Source organism: Pantoea sp. SGAir0418 (assembly GCF_043529865.1).
In genome coordinates, this window is record NZ_CP027911.1 from 3,207,608 (window position 1) to 3,226,733 (window position 19,126).

The following is a 19,126-nucleotide window of genomic DNA, read 5'->3' on the forward strand; positions in this document are numbered from 1 at the left end:
AGCGCCAGAGGGAGTTAAATTCAGCTTTTATGCAAGGCTCAGGCTGGAGCGCCGCCATGTATCTGGCACCGCCACGTGGTGGTAAAACGCCGGCACTGTACAGGCTCTGAAGGTATAAAGCCGGTGCAGTGCCGGATGGCTTATTTACTGCCAAACATATCTTTAATCCAGCCCGCGACGCCGTCAGAGTCCTTCTGCTCGCCCTGCGGCTGTTGCTGTTGCTGCTGTTGCTGTTCTTGCTGTTGCTGCTGCTGCTGAATCTGCTGCTGTTGCTGCTGGCACAGCGCGTTCGGATCCAGCGCCCACACCGGCAGCGAACGCCAGGTGCTGCTGCCGCTGCCGCAGACAAAGTTACCGGCCGAATCGATATTCATCTGAGTGATATCTTCCGGTGGCGTCAGGACCAGTGGCATCGGCGCCTGGTTGTCGAGGTAGCGACGATAGATCTGCATCGCACCGCTGGCACCGTACAGCTTCGAGGTCTGGTTGTTGTCGCGGCCAACCCAGGTGATCGCCACTTCTTTGCCATCAATACCGGCAAACCAGCTGTCGATCAGGTCATTGGTGGTACCGGTTTTCGCCGCCAGATGCGCACCCGGGAAGCGTGCGCCCAGCGCCCGCGCCGTACCGTGATCGGCCACCTGCTGCATGGTATACAGCGTCAGATACGCCGCCTGCGCCGGCTCAACGCGCTGCGCCTGCGGGAAGCTCTGATACAGCACCGTGCCATCTTCCGCAATTACCGAGCGCACCGCCGACAGCGCAGCGCGGTTACCGCCGCTGGCAATTGACTGGAACGCCTGCGCCACTTCAATCGGCGTCAGATTAAGCGCCCCCAGCAGCATCGCCGGTACCGGATGCAGCTGATCTTTTGGCACGCCCAGTTTGGTCCAGGTATCCACTACCGCGTCGAGTCCCAGCGTCATACCGAGGTTAACGGTTGGCACGTTCATCGAGTTAGTCAGCGCATCCACCAGCATCACTTTACCGCTGAAGCGACGATCGTCGTTCATCGGCTTCCACACCGAACCGTTTGGCTGTTTCAGCGCGATCGGTTCGTCGGCGATCCAGCTGTTCAGGCGATAGCTGTTTGGCTGGCTGAGGGCGGTCAGATAGGTCGCCGGTTTTGCCAGTGAGCCAATCGAGCGACGCGCCTGCAGCGCGCGGTTATAGCCGGCAAACTGCGGATCGGCACCGCCGACCATCGCGCGCACTTCACCACTGAAGCGGTCGACCACCACCATCGCGGTTTCCAGATCTTTCAGCCCGCGCTGTTTCTTCAGCGTGGGAATGCCGTCTTCAACCGCTTTTTCCGCCGCATCCTGCGAAATCGGATCGAGCGTGGTGAAGATCTTCACGCCGGAGAGATCTTTGACCTTATCGCCCAGCTTCGCCTGCAGCTCATTACGCACCATCTGCATAAATGCCGGCTGCGGCGTGATCACCCCACCTTTCGGCTGAACGCCAAGCGGCCGCGCCGACAGCATGTCGTACAGCTCCTGGTCGATCACTTTCTGCTGTTGCAGCAGACGCAGCACCAGGTTACGTCGCTCCAGCGCCAGCTGCGGATTACGCCACGGATTGTACAGCGACGCACCTTTAACCATGCCGACCAGCATCGCCTGCTGATCAAGGCTCAGTTCGTCCACCGGGCGGCCAAAGTAGTACAGGCTGGCCAGCGGGAAACCGCGGATTTGGTCGTTGCCCGCCTGGCCGAGATACACCTCGTTCAGGTAGAGCTCAAGAATGCGATCTTTGCTGTAGCGCGCATCCATGATCACCGCCATATAGGCTTCACGCGCTTTACGCCACAGCGAGCGTTCGTTGGTGAGGAACAGGTTTTTCACCAGTTGCTGCGTCAGCGTACTGCCGCCCTGCACCGCTTTGCCGGCGGTGATATTGGCGAGGAAGGCGCGACCAATCGAGTACGGGCTGATGCCGTCATGCTCGTAGAAGTGGCGGTCTTCGGTGGCGATCAGCGTATCGACCAGCAGATCCGGGAACCCGGCGCGCGGCACAAACAGACGCTGCTCGCCGTTTGGCGACTGCAACATGGTGATCAGCCGCGGATCGAGGCGGAAGAAGCCAAAGTCGCGTCCGGTATCGAGGTTTTTAATCTCGCTCAGCTCGTTGTTGCTGAAGGTGAGACGCGCGTTAATCTGGCCCTCTTTGCTGTCCGGAAAATCAAACGGACGGCGCAGCAGGTCGATGGTGTTGCCTTTCACGCTGAACTCACCCGGACGGGTAATGCGCGACACTTCGCGATACTGCGTGCCTTCCAGCAGCGCAATCATCTCTTTCTTGTCGTAAGCCATGCCCGGTTCGAGGCTGACCATGCGCCCGTACACGGCCGCTGGCAGCTGCCACACTTTACCGTCAATGCGGCTGCGGATTTCCGAATCGAGATAGACGCCCCAGGCGGCCATCACCACGACAAACACCAGGAAGAGTTTAATCAACCAGCCTAACCAGCGGCGTTTGCCACGCGCGGGTCGTTTTCCTTTACCTTTGGGTGGCACCGGCGCACTCTCCTCATCATCTTCGTCAAAATCGTCCTGATCGATATCATCTTCAGGCTCCCTGCGGCGACCCCGGCGCGTAATGTTACGCGGCGGCTTTGGCGCTTTTCCTTTGCGCCCAATAGGTTCGCGATCGTTCCCAGACATGCTTTGTTTTCTCCAGGCATAGCTACGGCAGCGCCGCTACTCTAACTGCTTTCTCGTGCCGCGCATGGCAGAACCCTCTGAATTCGATCCACTGCGGGCTACGAGGAATATTTTTTGGTGCGCCTCGTCGGCAAGGCGCTGGCCGGATCGTCCGGCCACGGATGTTTGGGATAGCGCCCTTTCATCTCTTTCTGCACTTCAGGATACGCACCGCGCCAGAACGCCGCGAGGTCACGGGTGATCTGCAGCGGACGGTGCGCCGGCGAAAGCAGCTCCAGCACCAGCGGAACGCGCCCATCGGCAACCGCCGGGTTCTGCGCCTCGCCAAACATCTCCTGCATACGTACCGCCAGCGCGGGGGGCTTTTCCGCGTCGTAGCGAATCGGCAGGCGACTTCCGGTCGGCACAGTGTAATGAGTTGGCAGCACAGTATCCAGCCGCTGCCGCTGTGACCATGTCAGCAAATGTAATAAAGCGCTGACAAGATTAACGCTCTGCAGCCCTTTTAAATCGCGTACTTTGCCCATCTCCGGCAGCAGCCAGTGCTCCAGCGAGGCCAGCAGCGTGTCATCATCCAGCGTCGGCCACGCCTCTTCCGGCAGCCACTGCGCGGCGCACTGCAGGCGCAGACGCAGCTGCTCTGCCTCTGGCGTCCAGCCGAGCACCGCCAGCCCTTTTTCGCGGATCCAGCGCAGCATCGCCGGATGCAGGATCTCCGGCTCGGGCCGCGCCTGCGGCTGGGCCCGCAGGATCAGCGCACCAATCGCTTCCCGCTTCCACGCGCGCAGCGTGCCTTTGTCTTCATCCCAGTCCACATCGGTGCGCTGCTCCACCAGTTGCGGGCACTGCTGGCGCAGCGCATCCATCTCTACCGGCAGCGCCAGCAGCATGCGTGCATCGGCGCTGCTGGCCCCCTGCAGCAGGCTCGGGGCAATCAGCCACTCATAGCGGCTCAGACCGTCGTGCTCATCCAGCATCGCGCCGATACCATTGGCGAGCTGATAGCGCGCGCTGTCACCGCGACGCTGCGCTAGCCGGTCAGCAAATCCGGCGGCCAGCAGCGCCGGGAAGCGATCGGCGTCAACGTGACCTTCGCGCGCGTTCAGCCGCTGCTGCCAGTGCCGCGCGCGCCGCAGCCACTGCGGTTGTGGCTGGTTGAGCGCATCGCGCAGATCGACACTGCCGCTGCGCGGCGGATCCTCCAGAATCGCCACCAGCAGCGCCGCGCTGGCGATGGCGTGCACATCGTCGCTGGCGGCGCACAGCATCGCCGTGAGACGTGGATCGCTGCCGAGCTGCGCCATTTTACGGCCGCGCGCGCTGAGCCGCCCTTCGCTATCCAGCGCGCCGAGCCGCTGCAGCTGTTGACGTGCCGCCTGCAGGCTGCGCGCCGGTGGACTATCCAGCCATTGCAGCTGAGCCGCGTCCTGACAGCCCCACTGCAGTAAATCCAGCTGCAGCGAGGCCAGATCGCTGGTGAGTATCTCCGGCTCACTCTGCGCCGCCGCACGCAGCGCCTGCTCCTGCGGCAGCAGATGCAGGCAGATCCCCGGCGCCAGGCGACCGGCGCGGCCAGCGCGCTGCGTCATCGACGCCTGGCTGATGCGCTGGGTCAGCAAACGCGTCACGCCGCTGCGCACGTCAAACTGCGCCGCGCGCTCCAGCGCGCTGTCCACCACCAGGCGGATGCCTTCAATCGTCAGGCTGGTCTCGGCGATATTGGTGGCGAGCACCACTTTACGCCGGCCCGGCGCGGCCGGCAGGATGGCTCGCCGCTGTGCCTCCAGCGACAGCGCACCATATAAAGGAGATAAATCCACCTCATCACTGACGCGCGACGCCAGTTCACGCTTCACCCGTTCAATCTCCGCCACGCCGGGCAGAAACAGCAGCAGCGAACCGGGCTCATCCCGCAGCAACTGTGCCACCTCGCGCGCCACTGCCTCTTCAAACCGCTGCTGCGGATTGAGCGAGGCGTAACGTCGAATCACCGGAAAGCTGCGCCCCTGTGACGCAATAAACGGCGCGTCGGGCAGCAGCGTGCGTAGCTGCTGATTATCCAGCGTTGCCGACATCAGCAGAATTTTCAGGTCGTCGCGCAATCCCTGCTGCACATCAAGCAGCAGCGCCAGCGCCAGGTCAGCCTGCAAGCTGCGCTCATGGAATTCGTCGAGGATCACCAGCGATACGCCCTCCAGCAGCGGATCGCGCTGCAGCATACGCGTCAGAATGCCTTCGGTGACCACCAGCAGACGCGTCGCTGCGCTGCTGCAGTTTTCCCCGCGCAGCCGATAACCTACCGTCCCGCCCGGCTGTTCGCCCAGCTGTTCCGCCAGCCGCTGTGCCACGTTGCGTGCCGCCAGCCGGCGCGGCTCCAGCATGATGATTTGCCCCGGCAGCTGCGCCTGTTGCAGCAGCTGTAGCGGCAGCCAGGTGGATTTCCCGGCGCCGGTCGGGGCCGCCAGCAGCACCTGTGGCGACTGCGCCAGCGCGGCCAGCAATGCAGGCAGCACCTCGCTTACCGGTAACTCACTCACACTCAACTCCCACTCTGCCTGTGCTAAGATGGCGCGCATTGTACACCACCCGGCGCCAATTACCGGAGTTCAGCATGGCCACGCAACGACTGTTTTTTGCCCTCGAATTGCCTGATGCCCTCCAGCAACAGCTGGTGCAATGGCGGGCCGATTGCTTCGCCGCAGACGCGGGTAAACCGGTGGCGGCGGCGAATCTGCACCTGACGCTGGCGTTTCTTGGTGAGGTCAGCACGGAAACGGCGGGCCAGCTGCAGCAGCTGGCGGCACGCATCCGCCAGCCGGGCTTTACGCTGGATCTCGATGACGCCGGTCACTGGCCGCGTCCCGGCGTGGTGTGGCTTGGCTGCCAGCGCGCGCCGCGCGGTTTACTGCAGCTGGCCAACCTGCTGCGCGCCCAGGCCGCGCGCCATGGTTGTGCGCAGAGTACGCAGCCGTTCCATCCCCACATTACCCTGCTGCGCCACGCTGCGCAGGCCGTGGCGCTGCCGCCGCGCGGTTTTCACTGGCGCGTTGAGGTGAGCCATTTTGCGCTGTTTGCGTCCAGCTTCACGCAGGGACGCACGCGCTATCGCCGGCTGGCGCGCTGGCCACTGTTATCTGCCGCAGGAGCATAAATGCAGTTCGATCCGCCGTTACAATCAGCCCGCTTAATCACCCGCTATAAACGTTTTTTAGCCGATGTCATTACGCCGGAAGGTGACACCTTTACCCTGCACTGCGCCAATACCGGCGCGATGACCGGCTGCGCCACGCCAGGCGACACCGTGTGGTACTCCACCTCGGCCAGCGCGACGCGCAAATATCCGCACAGCTGGGAAATAACGCAAACCGCGCAGGGTCACTGGATTTGCGTCAATACTCTGCGCGCCAACCAACTGGTGCGCGAGGCGCTGCTGCGCGACGCAATTCCGGAATTATCCGCTTATAGCCACTGCCAGGCTGAGGTGAAATACGGCACGGAAAAAAGCCGAATTGACTTCCTGTTGCAAGCGGAGGGCAAAGCCAACTGCTATATTGAAGTCAAGTCCGTCACCCTTTTACAAAATGGTAAAGGCTATTTTCCGGATGCGGTGACGGCTCGTGGACAGAAACATCTGCGCGAATTAAGCACTATCGCGGCAGAAGGCCACCGGGCCGTTTTGTTGTTTGCTGTTCTGCACACGGGGATTGAGGACGTTTCCCCGGCGCACCATATCGATGCGCAATACGCAGAACTACTGGTACAGGCGCAGCGCTGCGGTGTGGAAGTGTTGGCGTATCAGGCTCAGATTTCACCGGCAGAAATGTTACTTACCCGGCCGTTAACGGTAACGATTAACGCACAGTTGTAATATTTAACGTTATTTGCTGTGATAAGAATGTTCTGAGCGGTGCGCTAAATACGCTGTTCCTCACAGGCTTGTCAAGGTGCGTTCATGAATAATTGCCAACCTTGATTGCTTCTGCTATTTATAGCGGCCTGTTTTTTTCCCTGATGGGAATCGATATGCCCCGCATGCGTCGGGTTGCAGGCAAAGGCTTTCGCAATCTGAAACAGAACGGGTAGTGCGTGTTATCCAGGAGAAACAACATGCAAGAAGGGCAAAACCGTAAAACATCGTCCCTGAGTATCCTCGCCATCGCTGGGGTGGAGCCGTATCAGGAGAAACCGGGCGAAGAGTATATGAATGACGCCCAGCTGAGCCATTTCCGCAAGATTCTGGAAGCCTGGCGCAACCAACTCAGGGATGAAGTAGACCGTACTGTGTCGCATATGCAGGACGAAGCTGCCAACTTCCCGGATCCGGTTGACCGTGCCGCCCAGGAAGAGGAGTTCAGCCTGGAGCTGCGTAACCGCGATCGTGAGCGCAAACTCATTAAAAAGATTGAGAAAACGCTCAAGAAAGTGGAAGACGACGACTTTGGCTACTGCGAATCCTGTGGGGTCGAAATTGGTATTCGCCGTCTCGAAGCGCGTCCGACCGCCGATCTCTGCATTGACTGCAAAACGCTGGCAGAAATCCGCGAGAAGCAGATGGCAGGCTAATGGCCGTTAACAGACTGTCGCCGCACAGCCGGGAAAACCACTGTTTTCCCGCCGTGCGGTGTACCACAGCATGATGTCCGCCACGCTTCCCTGCATCGGGCGTTTCGCCCCCTCTCCTTCCGGTGATCTTCATTTCGGTTCGCTGATAGCCGCATTAGGCAGCTACCTGAGCGCGCGCGCGCAGCAGGGCCGCTGGCTGGTGCGCATTGAAGATATTGATCCGCCACGTGAAGTCGCCGGTGCCGCAACGCGCATCCTGCGTCAGCTGACGCATTATGGGCTGCACTGGGACGGCGACGTGTTGTGGCAGTCGCAGCGCCACGAGGCCTATCGCGCGGCGCTTAGCTGGCTGCGCGAACATCGTCAAAGCTACTTCTGTACCTGCCCGCGCAGCCGCATTCAGCAGCTGGGCGGCTTTTACGACGGTCACTGCCGCGATTTACATCTGCCGCCGGCCGGCGCCGCGCTGCGGCTGCGTCAGCATGCGCCGGTGTATGGTTTTGACGATCGCCTGCGCGGCCATCTGCAGGCGGAGCCGCGTCTGGCGCAGGAAGACTTTATTATTCACCGTCGTGACGGACTGTTCGCCTATAACCTTGCGGTGGTGGTCGATGACCATTTTCAGGGCGTGACGGAGATTGTGCGCGGTGCGGATTTGATTGAACCAACGGTGCGCCAGATTGCGCTGTATCAGCAGTTTGGCTGGCCGGTGCCGGCTTATCTGCATCTGCCGCTGGCAATTAACCCGGACGGTAATAAATTGTCGAAGCAGAACCACGCGCCGGCCTTACCGGACGGCGATCCGCGACCGGTGCTGGTGCAGGCGCTGAGCTTCCTGGGGCAGTCGGTTTTGCCGGGCTGGCAGGACCATGGGCTGGAGGCGTTGCTGGACCATGCCGTTACACACTGGGATAGCGCATCGATTCCGCGGCATGATGCGCAACAACCGGATGAGACGACAACGCCATTCCTAAATGGTTCGCAACAGGCTATGATTAGCCGCTGATTTTATTCACACCCATTTTCTCACTGTCGAGGTGTCCCATTTTTACCCGAGTCGCTAATTTTTGCCGGAGAGTCCTCAAGCGTGATGAGGAGGCCCCTGAAGAGGTGGAAACCGTAAGTCTGATGACCGTTATCCCCCGGGAAAGCCACAATATCTCACGCAAAGATATCAGCGAAAACGCTCTAAAAGTGCTGTATCGCCTGAACAAAGCCGGATACGAAGCCTATCTGGTTGGCGGCGGCGTGCGCGATTTGCTGCTGGGTAAAAAGCCGAAGGACTTTGATGTGACCACCAACGCCACGCCGGAGCAGATGCGTAAGCTATTCCGCAACTGCCGCCTGGTCGGACGTCGCTTCCGTCTGGCGCATGTGATGTTCGGTCCGGAAGTGATTGAAGTCGCCACGTTCCGCGGCCATCACCAGGAAGAGAGCATCGACGATCGCAACGGTTCGCAGCGCGGTCAGAACGGCATGCTGCTGCGCGACAATATTTTTGGCAACATTGAAGATGATGCGCAGCGCCGCGATTTAACCATCAACAGCCTCTATTACAGCGTGGCTGATTTCACCGTACGCGATTACGTCGGTGGCCTGCAGGATCTGCAGGAAGGCATCATCCGCATGATTGGCGATCCGGAAACGCGCTACCGCGAAGATCCGGTGCGTATGCTGCGCGTGGTGCGCTTCGCCGCCAAGCTGGACATGAGCATTGCGGCGGAAACCGCCGAGCCGATTCCCCGCCTCGCCACGCTGCTGAATGACATTCCGCCGGCGCGCCTGTTTGAGGAGTCGCTGAAGCTGCTGCAGGCCGGTTACGGTTATCGCACCTATCTGATGATGCGCGAATACCAGCTGTTCCAGCCGCTGTTCCCGACGCTGGCGCGCAACTTCACCGAACAGGGCGACAGCCCAATGGAACGCATGCTGGCCCAGGTGCTGAAAAACACCGATACCCGCCTGCACAACGATATGCGCGTGAATCCGGCGTTCCTGTTTGCGGCGATGTTCTGGTATCCGCAGCTGGAGTCAGCCGAGCAGATTGCGCAGGAGAGCGGCCTGACCTATTTCGACGCGTTTGCGCTGTCCATGAACGAAACGCTGGATGAAGCCTGCCGTGCGCTGGCGATTCCGAAACGTATCACCACGCTGATTCGCGATATCTGGCAGTTGCAGCTGCGCATGTCGCGCCGTCACGGTAAGCGCGCATGGAAGCTGATGGAGCATCCTAAATTCCGCGCCGCCTACGACCTGCTGGCGCTGCGCGCAGAAGTCGAGAACAACGCCGAGCTGCTGCGCCTCAGCCAGTGGTGGGGCGAGTTCCAGTCGGCGGTGCCGACACAGCAGAAGACCATGCTCAACACCCTGGGTGACGATCCGGCTCCGCGCCGTAAACCACGCCGTCCGCGCCGTCGTCCAGCTGGCCCGCGCCGCGACAGCAACCACAGCGCGTCATGACGCGGGTCTATCTCGCCTTAGGCAGTAATCTCGCCGATCCGCTGCATCAGGTTGATGCAGCGCTGGCCGCGCTGGATGCCATTCCCGATACCCACCGCGTAGCCACCTCCGCGTTTTATCGCACGCCACCGTACGGCCCGCCGGATCAGCCGGATTACCTCAACGCCGTGGTGGCACTGGAGACCACACTGGCCGCGGAAACGCTGCTCGATCACACCCAGCGCATTGAGCTGGAGCATGGCCGGGTGCGCAAAGCTGAACGCTGGGGACCGCGCACGCTGGACCTCGATATCATGCTGTTCGGCAATGCAGTGATCCACACGCCGCGCCTGACGGTGCCGCACTACGATATGCACAACCGCGCCTTCATGCTGGTGCCACTGCTGGAAATCGCGCCGACGCTGCGCCTGCCGAACGGCCAGCCGCTGGCCGGCATTCTGGCGACGCTGGACCGCAGCAGCATCCGCTTGTGGTCCGCCTGACGCGGCAGAATCGCACGCCCGTCGTATCGCCTTTGCAATCAATCCAGTACACTGCGCGCATCAGAAAATGCTGGAGATTGCGATGAAACCCACCACCCTCTCTCACTTACGCCAGCTGAAAGCCAGCGGCCGCAAGTTCGCCACGCTGACCGCCTACGATTTCAGCTTCGCGCGCCTGTTTGCCGACCAGGGCATTCCGCTGCTGCTGATTGGCGATTCGCTCGGCATGACCGTGCAGGGCCATGATTCCACGCTGCCGGTGACGGTCGACGATATTGCTTATCACACCGCCGCCGTGCGGCGCGGTGCGCCTGACGCGCTGGTGATGGCCGACCTGCCGTTTATGAGTTACGCCACGCCGCAGCAAACCTTTGACAGTGCCGCGCAGCTGATGCGTGCCGGTGCCAACCTGGTAAAACTGGAAGGCGGCGCCTGGCTGGCAGAGACCGTGCGCATGCTGACCGAGCGCGCCGTGCCGGTGTGTGGTCATCTGGGATTGACGCCGCAGTCGGTTAATATCTTCGGTGGCTACAAGGTGCAGGGGCGCGATGAAGCGGCAGCCGAGCGCCTGCTGGCGGATGCGCTGGCGCTGGAAGCGGCCGGTATGCAGCTGCTGGTGCTGGAATGCGTGCCGGTCGCGCTGGCTGAGCGCGTCACAAAAGCGTTGTCGGTACCGGTGATCGGCATCGGTGCCGGTAACGTCACCGACGGCCAGATTCTGGTGATGCACGACGCGTTTGGTATTACCGGCGGCCACATTCCAAAATTTGCCAAAAATTTCCTTGCGGAAACCGGCGACATTCGTGCGGCAATTCGCCAGTATATGGCCGACGTTGAAGCAGGCACCTACCCTGCTGCCGAACACAGTTTCCAGTAAATCAGGAGATTTGCAGTGCTGATCATTGAAACGCTGCCGCTGCTGCGCCGTGAGATTCGACGCTGGCGCCAGGCAGGTAAACGCATCGCGCTGGTGCCCACTATGGGCAACCTGCATGAGGGGCATCTGACGCTGGTGGATGAAGCACGCCAGCGCGCAGATATCGTGGTGGTATCGATCTTCGTTAACCCGATGCAGTTTGATCGCGCCGACGACCTGGCGCGCTATCCGCGCACGCTGCAGGACGATTGTGAAAAACTCAATCGCCACAGCGTCGACCTGGTCTTTGCCCCGGCGCCGGCCGATGTCTATCCGCAGGGTCTCGACAGCCAGACGTTTGTTGAAGTCCCGGGCCTCTCCTCGCTGCTGGAGGGTGCCAGCCGTCCCGGTCATTTCCGCGGTGTGGCGACCATCGTCAGTAAGCTGTTTAATCTGGTGCAGCCGGATATCGCCTGTTTTGGCGAGAAGGATTTTCAGCAGCTGGCGATCATCCGCAAGATGGTGGCGGACATGGGCTTTGACATTGACATCGTTGGCGTGCCGACGGTGCGCACCAAAGACGGTCTCGCGCTCAGCTCACGTAACGGCTATCTTACTGCCGATGAACGCAAGCTGGCGCCCGTGCTCAGCCAAGTGATGAACAGCATGGCGCAGCGCCTCAGCAACGGCGAGCGGCACGTGGATGAGATTATTGAGCACGCCGAACAGACGCTGCGCGATCAGGGCCTGCGCCCGGACGGCCTGGCCATCTGCGATGCCGATACGCTGCAGCCACTGACGGTCGACAGCCAGCGCGCAGTGATTCTGATGGCCGCCTGGCTCGGCAATGCGCGTTTGATTGATAATCAGCAAGTGGATCTGACGGTTTAACGCCGTCGTTTATGGGCAGCATGTACCCGCTACACACTGCGCGGTGGAAACCGGCCGCGCACGGGTATAACAAAGGTATCACGCTATGATTCGTACCGTATTACAAGGCAAACTGCACCGCGTAAAAGTGACGCAGGCGGATTTGCATTATGAAGGCTCCTGCGCCATCGATCAGGATTTTCTTGATGCCTCCGGCATTCTGCAATACGAAGCCATCGACATCTATAACGTCACCAACGGCCAGCGCTTCTCTACCTATGCCATTGCCGCCGAGCGTGGCTCAAAAATCATTTCGGTCAACGGTGCAGCCGCGCGCTGTGCCTGTCAGGGCGATCTGCTGATCATCTGTTCTTATGTGCAGGTGGAAGATGAAGTGGCGCGCAGCTGGCAGCCCAAAGTGGCCTACTTCGACGGCGATAACGAGATGAAACGTATCGCTAAAGCGCTGCCGGTACAGGTGGCCTGATCATCCCGCGCGCTGTACTGACAGCGCGCCTTTCCCTTATACGCCCGCCAGCTGCGGCTGCCCTTTGCGCTTCAGCGTAAACAACCAGTCAAACCACCCTTTTGCCCGCAGTACGCACAGCGCCGTTGGCAACGCCAGCGCGACGCTGAACGCCAGCACAAAATGCAGGTCAGCCAGCCACGCAGAGTGGCCGTCGTGGCGCAGCAATTTACTGCACACCTGAATCGCCAGATAGTGCGACAGATAAAACACAATCGAATGGCGGCCAACGTAGTTAATCGCCCGCAGATTGATACGACAGGCCAGCGCAACGAACAGCGGGATGGAGGGCAGCGCCAGCGGCAGCAGCCACGGCGAATGCTGACGCAGCCCGCCCCACAGGCTGAACGCCGCAAGCAGCATAAAGGCGATCAGCGACAGCAGCAGCGGCGTACGACGCTGCGCGAACGCGGCAATATCAATATCCTGGCGCACCAGCCAGTCGGCGCTGTAGAAGAAGGCAAACAGCACCAGCGACTTGTTCAGATGCAGGTTGTCGAAACTGGCAAACAGCGAGTCAGGCGGCACCGGCGGCAGCAGCACCGCACCGGCAACGCACAATGTCAGCACCAGCGCCGCGGGCAGGCGGCGCGCCGGGATAATCAGCACAAAGAACAGAAACAGCGAGTGCAGAAACCAGGTGATATCGCCGCCGCTCAGATGGCCGAGCGCGATGGCCAGCGGCGACTGTGGGTGATTGGCCATCGCGCTGAAGGTCCACTTCAGCCCGCCGTAGATCAGCGCCCAGACGGCAAACGGATAGAGAATGCTGCTGACTTTGTTTCGCAGATAGCGCGCCTGCCCGTGGCGTAAACCGCTGGCGACGAACAGTCCGGAGACAAAGCACATCAGCCCCATACGCACCGGCGCCAGCAGCTGATTCACCAGCTCGTTAAAGGCAGTGAAGTGCCCGGCCTGCTGGTTCACTGCAATCATGCAGTGCAAAAAAATCACCGCCAGAATGCTCATGCCGCGTAAATTATCAATCCATGATACCCGATTCACTCTTCGCTCCCCCGCTGCTTTTTTGGTCAGCGGCCACTATGGGGAAAGCCACGGGCTGAAAGCACAAGACGCGTCTGGAACTGCGAAGAGCAGGTAAAAAAAAGCCGCCGCCGGACGACGCCGGCAGCGGCTTCTTATTCGGAGCTGCGCCTCAGGTGCGCAAGCCGCGTCCGCGCTGAATCAGCGCATACACCAGCACGTAAAACACCACGATAAACGCCACCAGCACTGACAGCGTCAACACCAGCGGAACATCGTTGATGCCAAGGAAGCCATAGCGGAACCCGCTGATCATGTACACCACCGGATTGAGCTTCGACACCGCCTGCCAGAACGGCGGCAGCAGCGCCAGCGAGTAGAATACGCCACCGAGGTAAGTTAACGGCGTCAGCACGAAGGTCGGGATCAGGCTGATATCGTCAAAGGTGCGCGCAAACACCGCATTCAGCAGGCCCGCCAGCGAGAACAGAATCGCTGTCAGCAGCAGCGTGATCGCCACCATCGGCCACGAGAATACGTGGAACGGCACGAAAAACAGCGACACCGCCGTCACCAGCACGCCCACGCACACGCCGCGCGCTACGCCGCCGCCGACATAACCGGCGATAATAATGTGGGTCGGCACCGGCGCCACCAGCAGCTCTTCAATGTTGCGCTGGAACTTGGCGCTGAAGAATGACGAGGCGACGTTGGCGTAAGCGTTGGTGATCACCGCCATCATAATCAGGCCCGGCACGATAAACTGCATATAGCTGAAGCCGTGCATATCGCCGATGCGTGAGCCGATCAGATTGCCAAAGATAATGAAGTACAGCGTCATGGTGATCACCGGCGGCACCAGCGTCTGAATCCAGATGCGGGCAAAACGGTTGATCTCTTTGCTCCAGATACTCTTGAGCGCCACCCAGTACAGATGCGTCATGCGGTTACTCCTGTTTTTCCCTGCGTCAGGCTGACGAACAGCTCTTCCAGACGATTCGCTTTGTTGCGCATGCTGAGCACCTGCACGCCCTGCGCGCTCAGTTGGCTGAATACGCTGTTCAGCCCCTGTTCACGCATCACTTCCACTTCCAGCGTTGAGGTATCAACCAGACGATACTGGAAGCCCTCCAGCTGCGGCAGCGGGCTGCGCGGCGCCAGGTCGAGGATAAAGGTTTCCGACTGCAGCTTGGACAGCAGCCCTTTCATTGAGGTGTTCTCCACCAGCTCGCCGCTCTGGATGATGCCGATGTTACGGCACAGCATTTCCGCCTCTTCCAGATAGTGGGTGGTCAGGATGATGGTGGTGCCTTTGGCGTTCAGCTCTTTCAGGAACACCCACATTGAGCGGCGCAGTTCGATATCCACGCCAGCCGTCGGCTCATCAAGAATCAGTAGTTTCGGTTCATGCATCAGCGCCCGGGCAATCATCAGCCGGCGCTTCATGCCGCCGGACAACATGCGCGCCCGTTCGTTACGCTTGCCCCACAGGTCGAGCTGATTGAGGTATTTTTCCGCGCGCTTGTTCGCTTCGGCGCGTTCCACGCCGTAATAACCGGCCTGATTAACCACAATCTGCATCACGGTTTCAAACGGGTTAAAGTTGAATTCCTGTGGCACCAGCCCAAGCTGCCGCTTGGCGTTGACCACATCTTTCTGCAGGTCATAGCCAAACACGCGCACGCTGCCGCTGGATTTGTTCACCAGCGAGCTGATAATGCCAATGGTGGTGGACTTACCGGCACCGTTAGGGCCCAGTAAGGCATAAAAGTCGCCTGCTTCCACGTTGAGATCGAGGCCTTTCAGCGCCTGTACGCCGCCGGGATAGGTCTTGGTCAGCCCGGAAAGTTCCAGTGCATAAGTCATTGCGAGTCCGTACCCTGTTGTAGTGACATCATAGCCATATGAAATGATAGTGCGCTCGCGTCGAGCGTGCGGGGTTATTCAGCGATAACGGTTGTGAAATCAAAGGAATTGCGCAGAGTGATAACCCACCACACTCTACCACTCTGCGTGCCGCAGGAAAACGCGTGCCGAGCCCGTAAGTCATTGAGTTACGGGCTGCGCATCTTATCGCAGGCGGAGGGAATCAGCCTTGGAAGATTGTGCGGTTATTCGTCCAGCAGCGTAACTTTGCCGATATACGGCAAATGGCGGTAGCGCTGTGCGTAGTCGATACCGAAGCCGACCACGAACTCATCCGGAATGGTAAAGCCGACAAACTCGACCGGCACCTCAACTTCACGACGCTCCGGCTTATCCAGCAGCGTGCAGATCGCCAGCGATTTTGGCTCACGCAGCTGCAGAATTTCACGCACTTTGCTTAGGGTGTTACCGGAGTCGATGATGTCTTCGACGATCAGCACGTCTTTGCCGCGAATGTCTTCATCGAGATCTTTAAGGATTTTCACGTCGCGCGTAGAGGACATGCCGCTGCCGTAGCTGGAGGCGGTCATGAAGTCGACTTCGTGCGCGACATCAATGGCGCGGCACAGGTCAGCCATAAACATGAAGGAGCCGCGCAGCAGGCCGACCAGCACCATTTCGCTGCCGCTGTTGCGGTAGTGCTCGCTGATCTGCTTGCCCAGTTCGGCAATACGGGTTGCGATCTCCTGCTCAGAGATCATCACGTCGACGGTGTGTTTCATTGCATTCGCCTAAGAAGGTTTTCAGAAAGCCGCGCATTCTATCATAGTCGACGCACAGGCTAACGCCGCGCACAGAACGCAAACGTTACCGTGGCGAAATTTATTGCGCTGGCGTTAACTGTAAGCATCCTGCCCGCTCTCTCTGGAGATCCCTATGGCCGCTTCATCGAGTAAAAAAACGCACATCGGCACGCGCGAACTGCATCCGGAAACCCAGATGCTTAATTACGGTTACGATCCGCGCCTGTCAGAAGGTGCGGTGAAGCCACCGGTATTTCTTACATCCACCTTTGTGTTTAACAGCGCCGAAGAGGGTAAAGAATTTTTTGATTTCGTTGCCGGCCGCCAGCAGCCGCCGGCGGGCAAAAGCGGCGGGCTGGTCTATTCCCGCTTCAACCACCCTAACAGCGAGATCGTCGAAGACCGGCTGGCGATCTACGAAGGTGCCGAAAGCGCCGCGCTGTTCTCTTCCGGTATGTCGGCCATCGCCACCACGCTGCTGACCTTTGCCCGTCCCGGCGAAGTGATCCTGCACTCGCAGCCGCTGTACGGCGGCACCGAAACGCTGCTGAGCAAAACGCTGCACGATCTGGAGATCAAAGCGGTGGGGTTCAGCGACGGCACCGACGAAGATAAAGTGTATGAGGCCGCGAAGCTGGCGTGGCAGCGCGGGCGCGTCGCGATGATTCTGATTGAAACGCCGGCCAACCCCACCAACAGTCTGGTAGATATCCAACTGATGCGTCAGGTGGCAGAGGTGATCACCCAGCAGCAGGGCTCCCGGCCGATTCTCGCCTGCGATAACACCCTGCTCGGCCTGCTGTTTCAGCGTCCGCTGCAGCACGGCGCGGATATCTCGCTCTATTCGCTGACCAAATATGTCGGCGGTCATTCCGATTTGATTGCCGGCGCCGCGCTGGGCAGCCGGGCATTAATCAACAAAGTGCGTTCGCTGCGCAGCGCGATTGGCACCCAGCTCGATCCGCACTCCAGCTGGATGATTGGCCGCTCGCTGGAAACGCTGTCGCTGCGCATGGAGAAAGCCGCCAGCAATGCGGAACAGGTCGCGGCATTTTTACGCGATCACGCGCAGGTGGCGAAACTGCACTGGCTGCCCTATCTCGACGCCAGCAGTCCGGCAGGAGAAACCTGGCAGCGCCAGTGCAGCGGCGCCGGTTCCACCTTCTCCTTTGATATCGAGGGCGGCCAGGCTGCGGCATTCCGCTTTCTCAACGCGCTGGCGCTGTTCAAACTGGCGGTGAGCCTCGGCGGCACCGAGTCGCTCGCCAGCCATCCCGCCAGCACCACCCATTCCGGCGTGCCGCAGGAGGTGCGGGAGCGCATCGGCATCACCGACGCGACGGTGCGCCTGTCGATCGGCATCGAACATGCCGATGATTTGATTGAGGATATCCGCCTGGCGCTGGAAGCGGCCGTCAGCTCACCGTAAAGCCCAGCATCATGCCGGTATCTTCATGCTCCAGCAGATGGCAGTGCGCCATATAGGCATTTTCGCTATCGGCGACGTAGTTGAAGCGCACCAGCACTTCACTGCGCCAGCCGTTGACGCTGACCATATCTTTCCAGCCGGCGCGATGCGCCGCAGGCGGCTTGCCGTTCTCGGACAGAATACGGAACTGCGTGCCGTGAATGTGGAACGGATGCAGCATGGCGTCGCCTTCGCCAGAGATGGTCCATTTTTCATATTTGCCCAGCGGCACGGCAAACATGGGCTTTTCCATGTTGAAGGCCTGGCCGTTGATTTTGTTGCCGTTGTGGAAATCATATACGGCGCTGCTGGCAGGGTTGCCCTGATCCATCGCCATATCGCCGTGCTCCATGTTGCCATGATCCATCGCGCCATGGTCCATGTTCATGCTGCCGTGATCCATCGCTTTGCCCGCGCCGTGCTGGCTGCCCATCGCTTTGGCACCGTAGCGCTGCTGCAGCGCCTGCATGCCCTGCTGATCCAGTTGCGGATCCATCATCAGCTGCAGCCAGCGGCTCTGCAGCCCTTCCGTTGCCGGCAGCGGCGGCACATCCACCAGCTGGTCCGGCAGCGTACCGCTGGCCATCACGCGCAGCGGCAGAATCTGCACCAGCGGCAGCGGCTGATCGAACGGCGCCAGCGTCATGCCCATCTGCGTGACCGGCAGCGTTACGATATCGAAGGTTTTGCCGTCTGAAGTATCCACCAGCACTTCAAAGCGCTCGCCCGGCAGCAGCGGCAGGCTCTCCACCTTCACCGGTTCAGCCAGCAGGCCACCGTCGCTCGCCACCACGTACAGCGGACGTTTATCGCTGGCGGCGATGTGCAGCGAGCGCGCGTTGCAGCCGTTGAGCAGGCGCAGCCGCAGCCAGCCGCGCGGCACCGCGTGCTGCGGATACGGCACGCCGTTGGTCAGCATCAAATCGCCAAACCAGCCCACGGCGGCGCGCATGATATCCAGCTGATAATCGATACGCGTGCCGTCCTGAGTGAGCTGCTTATCCTGGAAAATCAGCGGCACATCATCTTCGCCCCACTGCATCGGCAGCCGCAGCTTGCCGGACGCCTCATCTTCCAGCAGTACCAGCCCTGCCAGCCCCTGCGCCACCTGATAGCCGGTTTTGCCGTGCTGATGCGGATGGAACCAGCAGGTCGCCGCCGGTTGATCGGGGGTAAAACTCACCTGACGCGTGGCGCCGGGCGCAATCAGCGCCTGCGGACCGCCATCCACCGCGCCGGGAATTTCCAGCCCGTGCCAGTGCAGCGTGGTGGCTTCCGGCAGGCGATTATGAATATTGACGGTGACGCTTTTCTCACGCTGCAGCCGCAGCGCCGGGCCGAGCAGGCTACCGTTGTAACCCCAGGTTGGGACGGATTTGCCGTTCCACTGGCTGCTGCCGGTCATGGCGGTCAGCGTGTACTGGCCGTGTGCATCGGGCTCCAGCAGCGACGGGATGGGCAACAGCGGGCGCGTAGCGGCCATCAGCGAGCGGCTCCAGAAGGGCAGCGCGCCGGCTGCACTGAGGGCGGCGGTCAGCTTGAGAAAATGACGACGTTGCATATTCATATCCTTATCGTGAAT

General features: G+C 60.4%; 17 protein-coding genes. 10 read left to right on the plus strand and 7 right to left on the minus strand.

Annotated features, from left to right (window positions below):
* Window positions 1–140: 140 nt before the first annotated feature.
* Both mrcB and hrpB read right to left on the minus strand, forming a co-directional pair.
* Window positions 141–2,666: a bifunctional glycosyl transferase/transpeptidase gene (mrcB, locus tag C1N84_RS15090; protein ID WP_264441624.1), complete on the minus strand. Its 2,526-nt coding sequence runs from the start codon at window positions 2,664–2,666 to the stop codon at window positions 141–143.
* A gap of 98 nt (window positions 2,667–2,764) precedes the next feature.
* The gene (gene hrpB, locus C1N84_RS15095) at window positions 2,765–5,242 is read right to left on the minus strand and encodes an ATP-dependent helicase HrpB (RefSeq protein ID WP_264441625.1); all 2,478 of its coding nucleotides are present in this window, start codon (window positions 5,240–5,242) and stop codon (window positions 2,765–2,767) included.
* A gap of 35 nt (window positions 5,243–5,277) precedes the next feature.
* Here hrpB and thpR point away from each other — a divergent pair, with 35 nt between their 5' ends.
* The 9 genes from thpR (at window position 5,278) to panD (ending at window position 12,384) form a co-directional block, all read left to right on the plus strand.
* Window positions 5,278–5,817, plus strand: a complete 540-nt coding sequence (gene thpR / locus C1N84_RS15100) for an RNA 2',3'-cyclic phosphodiesterase (protein ID WP_058780461.1) — start codon at window positions 5,278–5,280, stop codon at window positions 5,815–5,817.
* On the plus strand, window positions 5,818–6,534 hold the full coding sequence (gene sfsA / locus C1N84_RS15105; protein ID WP_021507511.1) for a DNA/RNA nuclease SfsA: 717 nt from the start codon (window positions 5,818–5,820) through the stop codon (window positions 6,532–6,534).
* 239 nt (window positions 6,535–6,773) lie between these two features.
* Window positions 6,774–7,229, plus strand: coding sequence for an RNA polymerase-binding protein DksA (gene dksA, locus C1N84_RS15110; protein ID WP_021507512.1), 456 nt, complete (start codon window positions 6,774–6,776; stop codon window positions 7,227–7,229).
* 70 nt (window positions 7,230–7,299) lie between these two features.
* Entirely contained in the window at window positions 7,300–8,235 is a 936-nt protein-coding gene (gene gluQRS, locus C1N84_RS15115; protein WP_394541657.1) for a tRNA glutamyl-Q(34) synthetase GluQRS, read from the plus strand.
* 38 nt (window positions 8,236–8,273) lie between these two features.
* Complete coding sequence (gene pcnB, locus C1N84_RS15120; protein ID WP_206543568.1) at window positions 8,274–9,689, plus strand: polynucleotide adenylyltransferase PcnB; 1,416 nt, start codon at window positions 8,274–8,276, stop codon at window positions 9,687–9,689.
* Window positions 9,686–10,171: a 2-amino-4-hydroxy-6-hydroxymethyldihydropteridine diphosphokinase gene (folK, locus tag C1N84_RS15125; RefSeq protein ID WP_058780459.1), complete on the plus strand. Its 486-nt coding sequence runs from the start codon at window positions 9,686–9,688 to the stop codon at window positions 10,169–10,171. Before pcnB ends, folK begins: the two co-directional genes overlap by 4 nt.
* A gap of 82 nt (window positions 10,172–10,253) precedes the next feature.
* Window positions 10,254–11,048 carry a 3-methyl-2-oxobutanoate hydroxymethyltransferase gene (gene panB, locus C1N84_RS15130; RefSeq protein WP_058780480.1) on the plus strand — a complete coding sequence of 265 codons (795 nt, stop codon included), beginning with the start codon at window positions 10,254–10,256 and terminating at the stop codon, window positions 11,046–11,048.
* Window positions 11,049–11,063: 15 nt separating this feature from the next.
* Complete coding sequence (gene panC, locus C1N84_RS15135; RefSeq protein WP_264441626.1) at window positions 11,064–11,918, plus strand: pantoate--beta-alanine ligase; 855 nt, start codon at window positions 11,064–11,066, stop codon at window positions 11,916–11,918.
* A gap of 85 nt (window positions 11,919–12,003) precedes the next feature.
* Window positions 12,004–12,384: an aspartate 1-decarboxylase gene (gene panD / locus C1N84_RS15140; RefSeq protein ID WP_021507518.1), complete on the plus strand. Its 381-nt coding sequence runs from the start codon at window positions 12,004–12,006 to the stop codon at window positions 12,382–12,384.
* A 36-nt stretch (window positions 12,385–12,420) separates the two neighbouring features.
* Here the strand turns inward: panD and C1N84_RS15145 are convergent, their stop codons facing one another.
* The 4 genes from C1N84_RS15145 to hpt all read right to left on the minus strand — a co-directional run bounded on the left by C1N84_RS15145 (window position 12,421) and on the right by hpt (window position 16,055).
* A complete protein-coding gene (locus tag C1N84_RS15145; RefSeq protein ID WP_215786548.1) occupies window positions 12,421–13,428 on the minus strand; it encodes an acyltransferase family protein in 1,008 nt (335 codons plus the stop codon).
* A gap of 151 nt (window positions 13,429–13,579) precedes the next feature.
* On the minus strand, window positions 13,580–14,350 hold the full coding sequence (locus C1N84_RS15150; protein ID WP_021507520.1) for an ABC transporter permease: 771 nt from the start codon (window positions 14,348–14,350) through the stop codon (window positions 13,580–13,582).
* Window positions 14,347–15,273, minus strand: a complete 927-nt coding sequence (locus C1N84_RS15155) for an ABC transporter ATP-binding protein (RefSeq protein WP_021507521.1) — start codon at window positions 15,271–15,273, stop codon at window positions 14,347–14,349. The genes C1N84_RS15150 and C1N84_RS15155 overlap by 4 nt, the downstream gene beginning before the upstream one ends.
* 245 nt (window positions 15,274–15,518) lie before the next feature.
* Entirely contained in the window at window positions 15,519–16,055 is a 537-nt protein-coding gene (gene hpt / locus C1N84_RS15160) for a hypoxanthine phosphoribosyltransferase (RefSeq protein WP_021507522.1), read from the minus strand.
* A 154-nt stretch (window positions 16,056–16,209) separates the two neighbouring features.
* On the opposite strand from hpt, the gene C1N84_RS15165 reads away from it, so the two are divergent.
* Window positions 16,210–17,505, plus strand: a complete 1,296-nt coding sequence (locus tag C1N84_RS15165) for a cystathionine gamma-synthase family protein (RefSeq protein WP_394541658.1) — start codon at window positions 16,210–16,212, stop codon at window positions 17,503–17,505.
* Here C1N84_RS15165 and cueO read toward each other — a convergent pair.
* A complete protein-coding gene (gene cueO, locus C1N84_RS15170) occupies window positions 17,492–19,105 on the minus strand; it encodes a multicopper oxidase CueO (protein ID WP_058774811.1) in 1,614 nt (537 codons plus the stop codon). The genes C1N84_RS15165 and cueO overlap by 14 nt on opposite strands.
* Window positions 19,106–19,126: the final 21 nt, after the last annotated feature.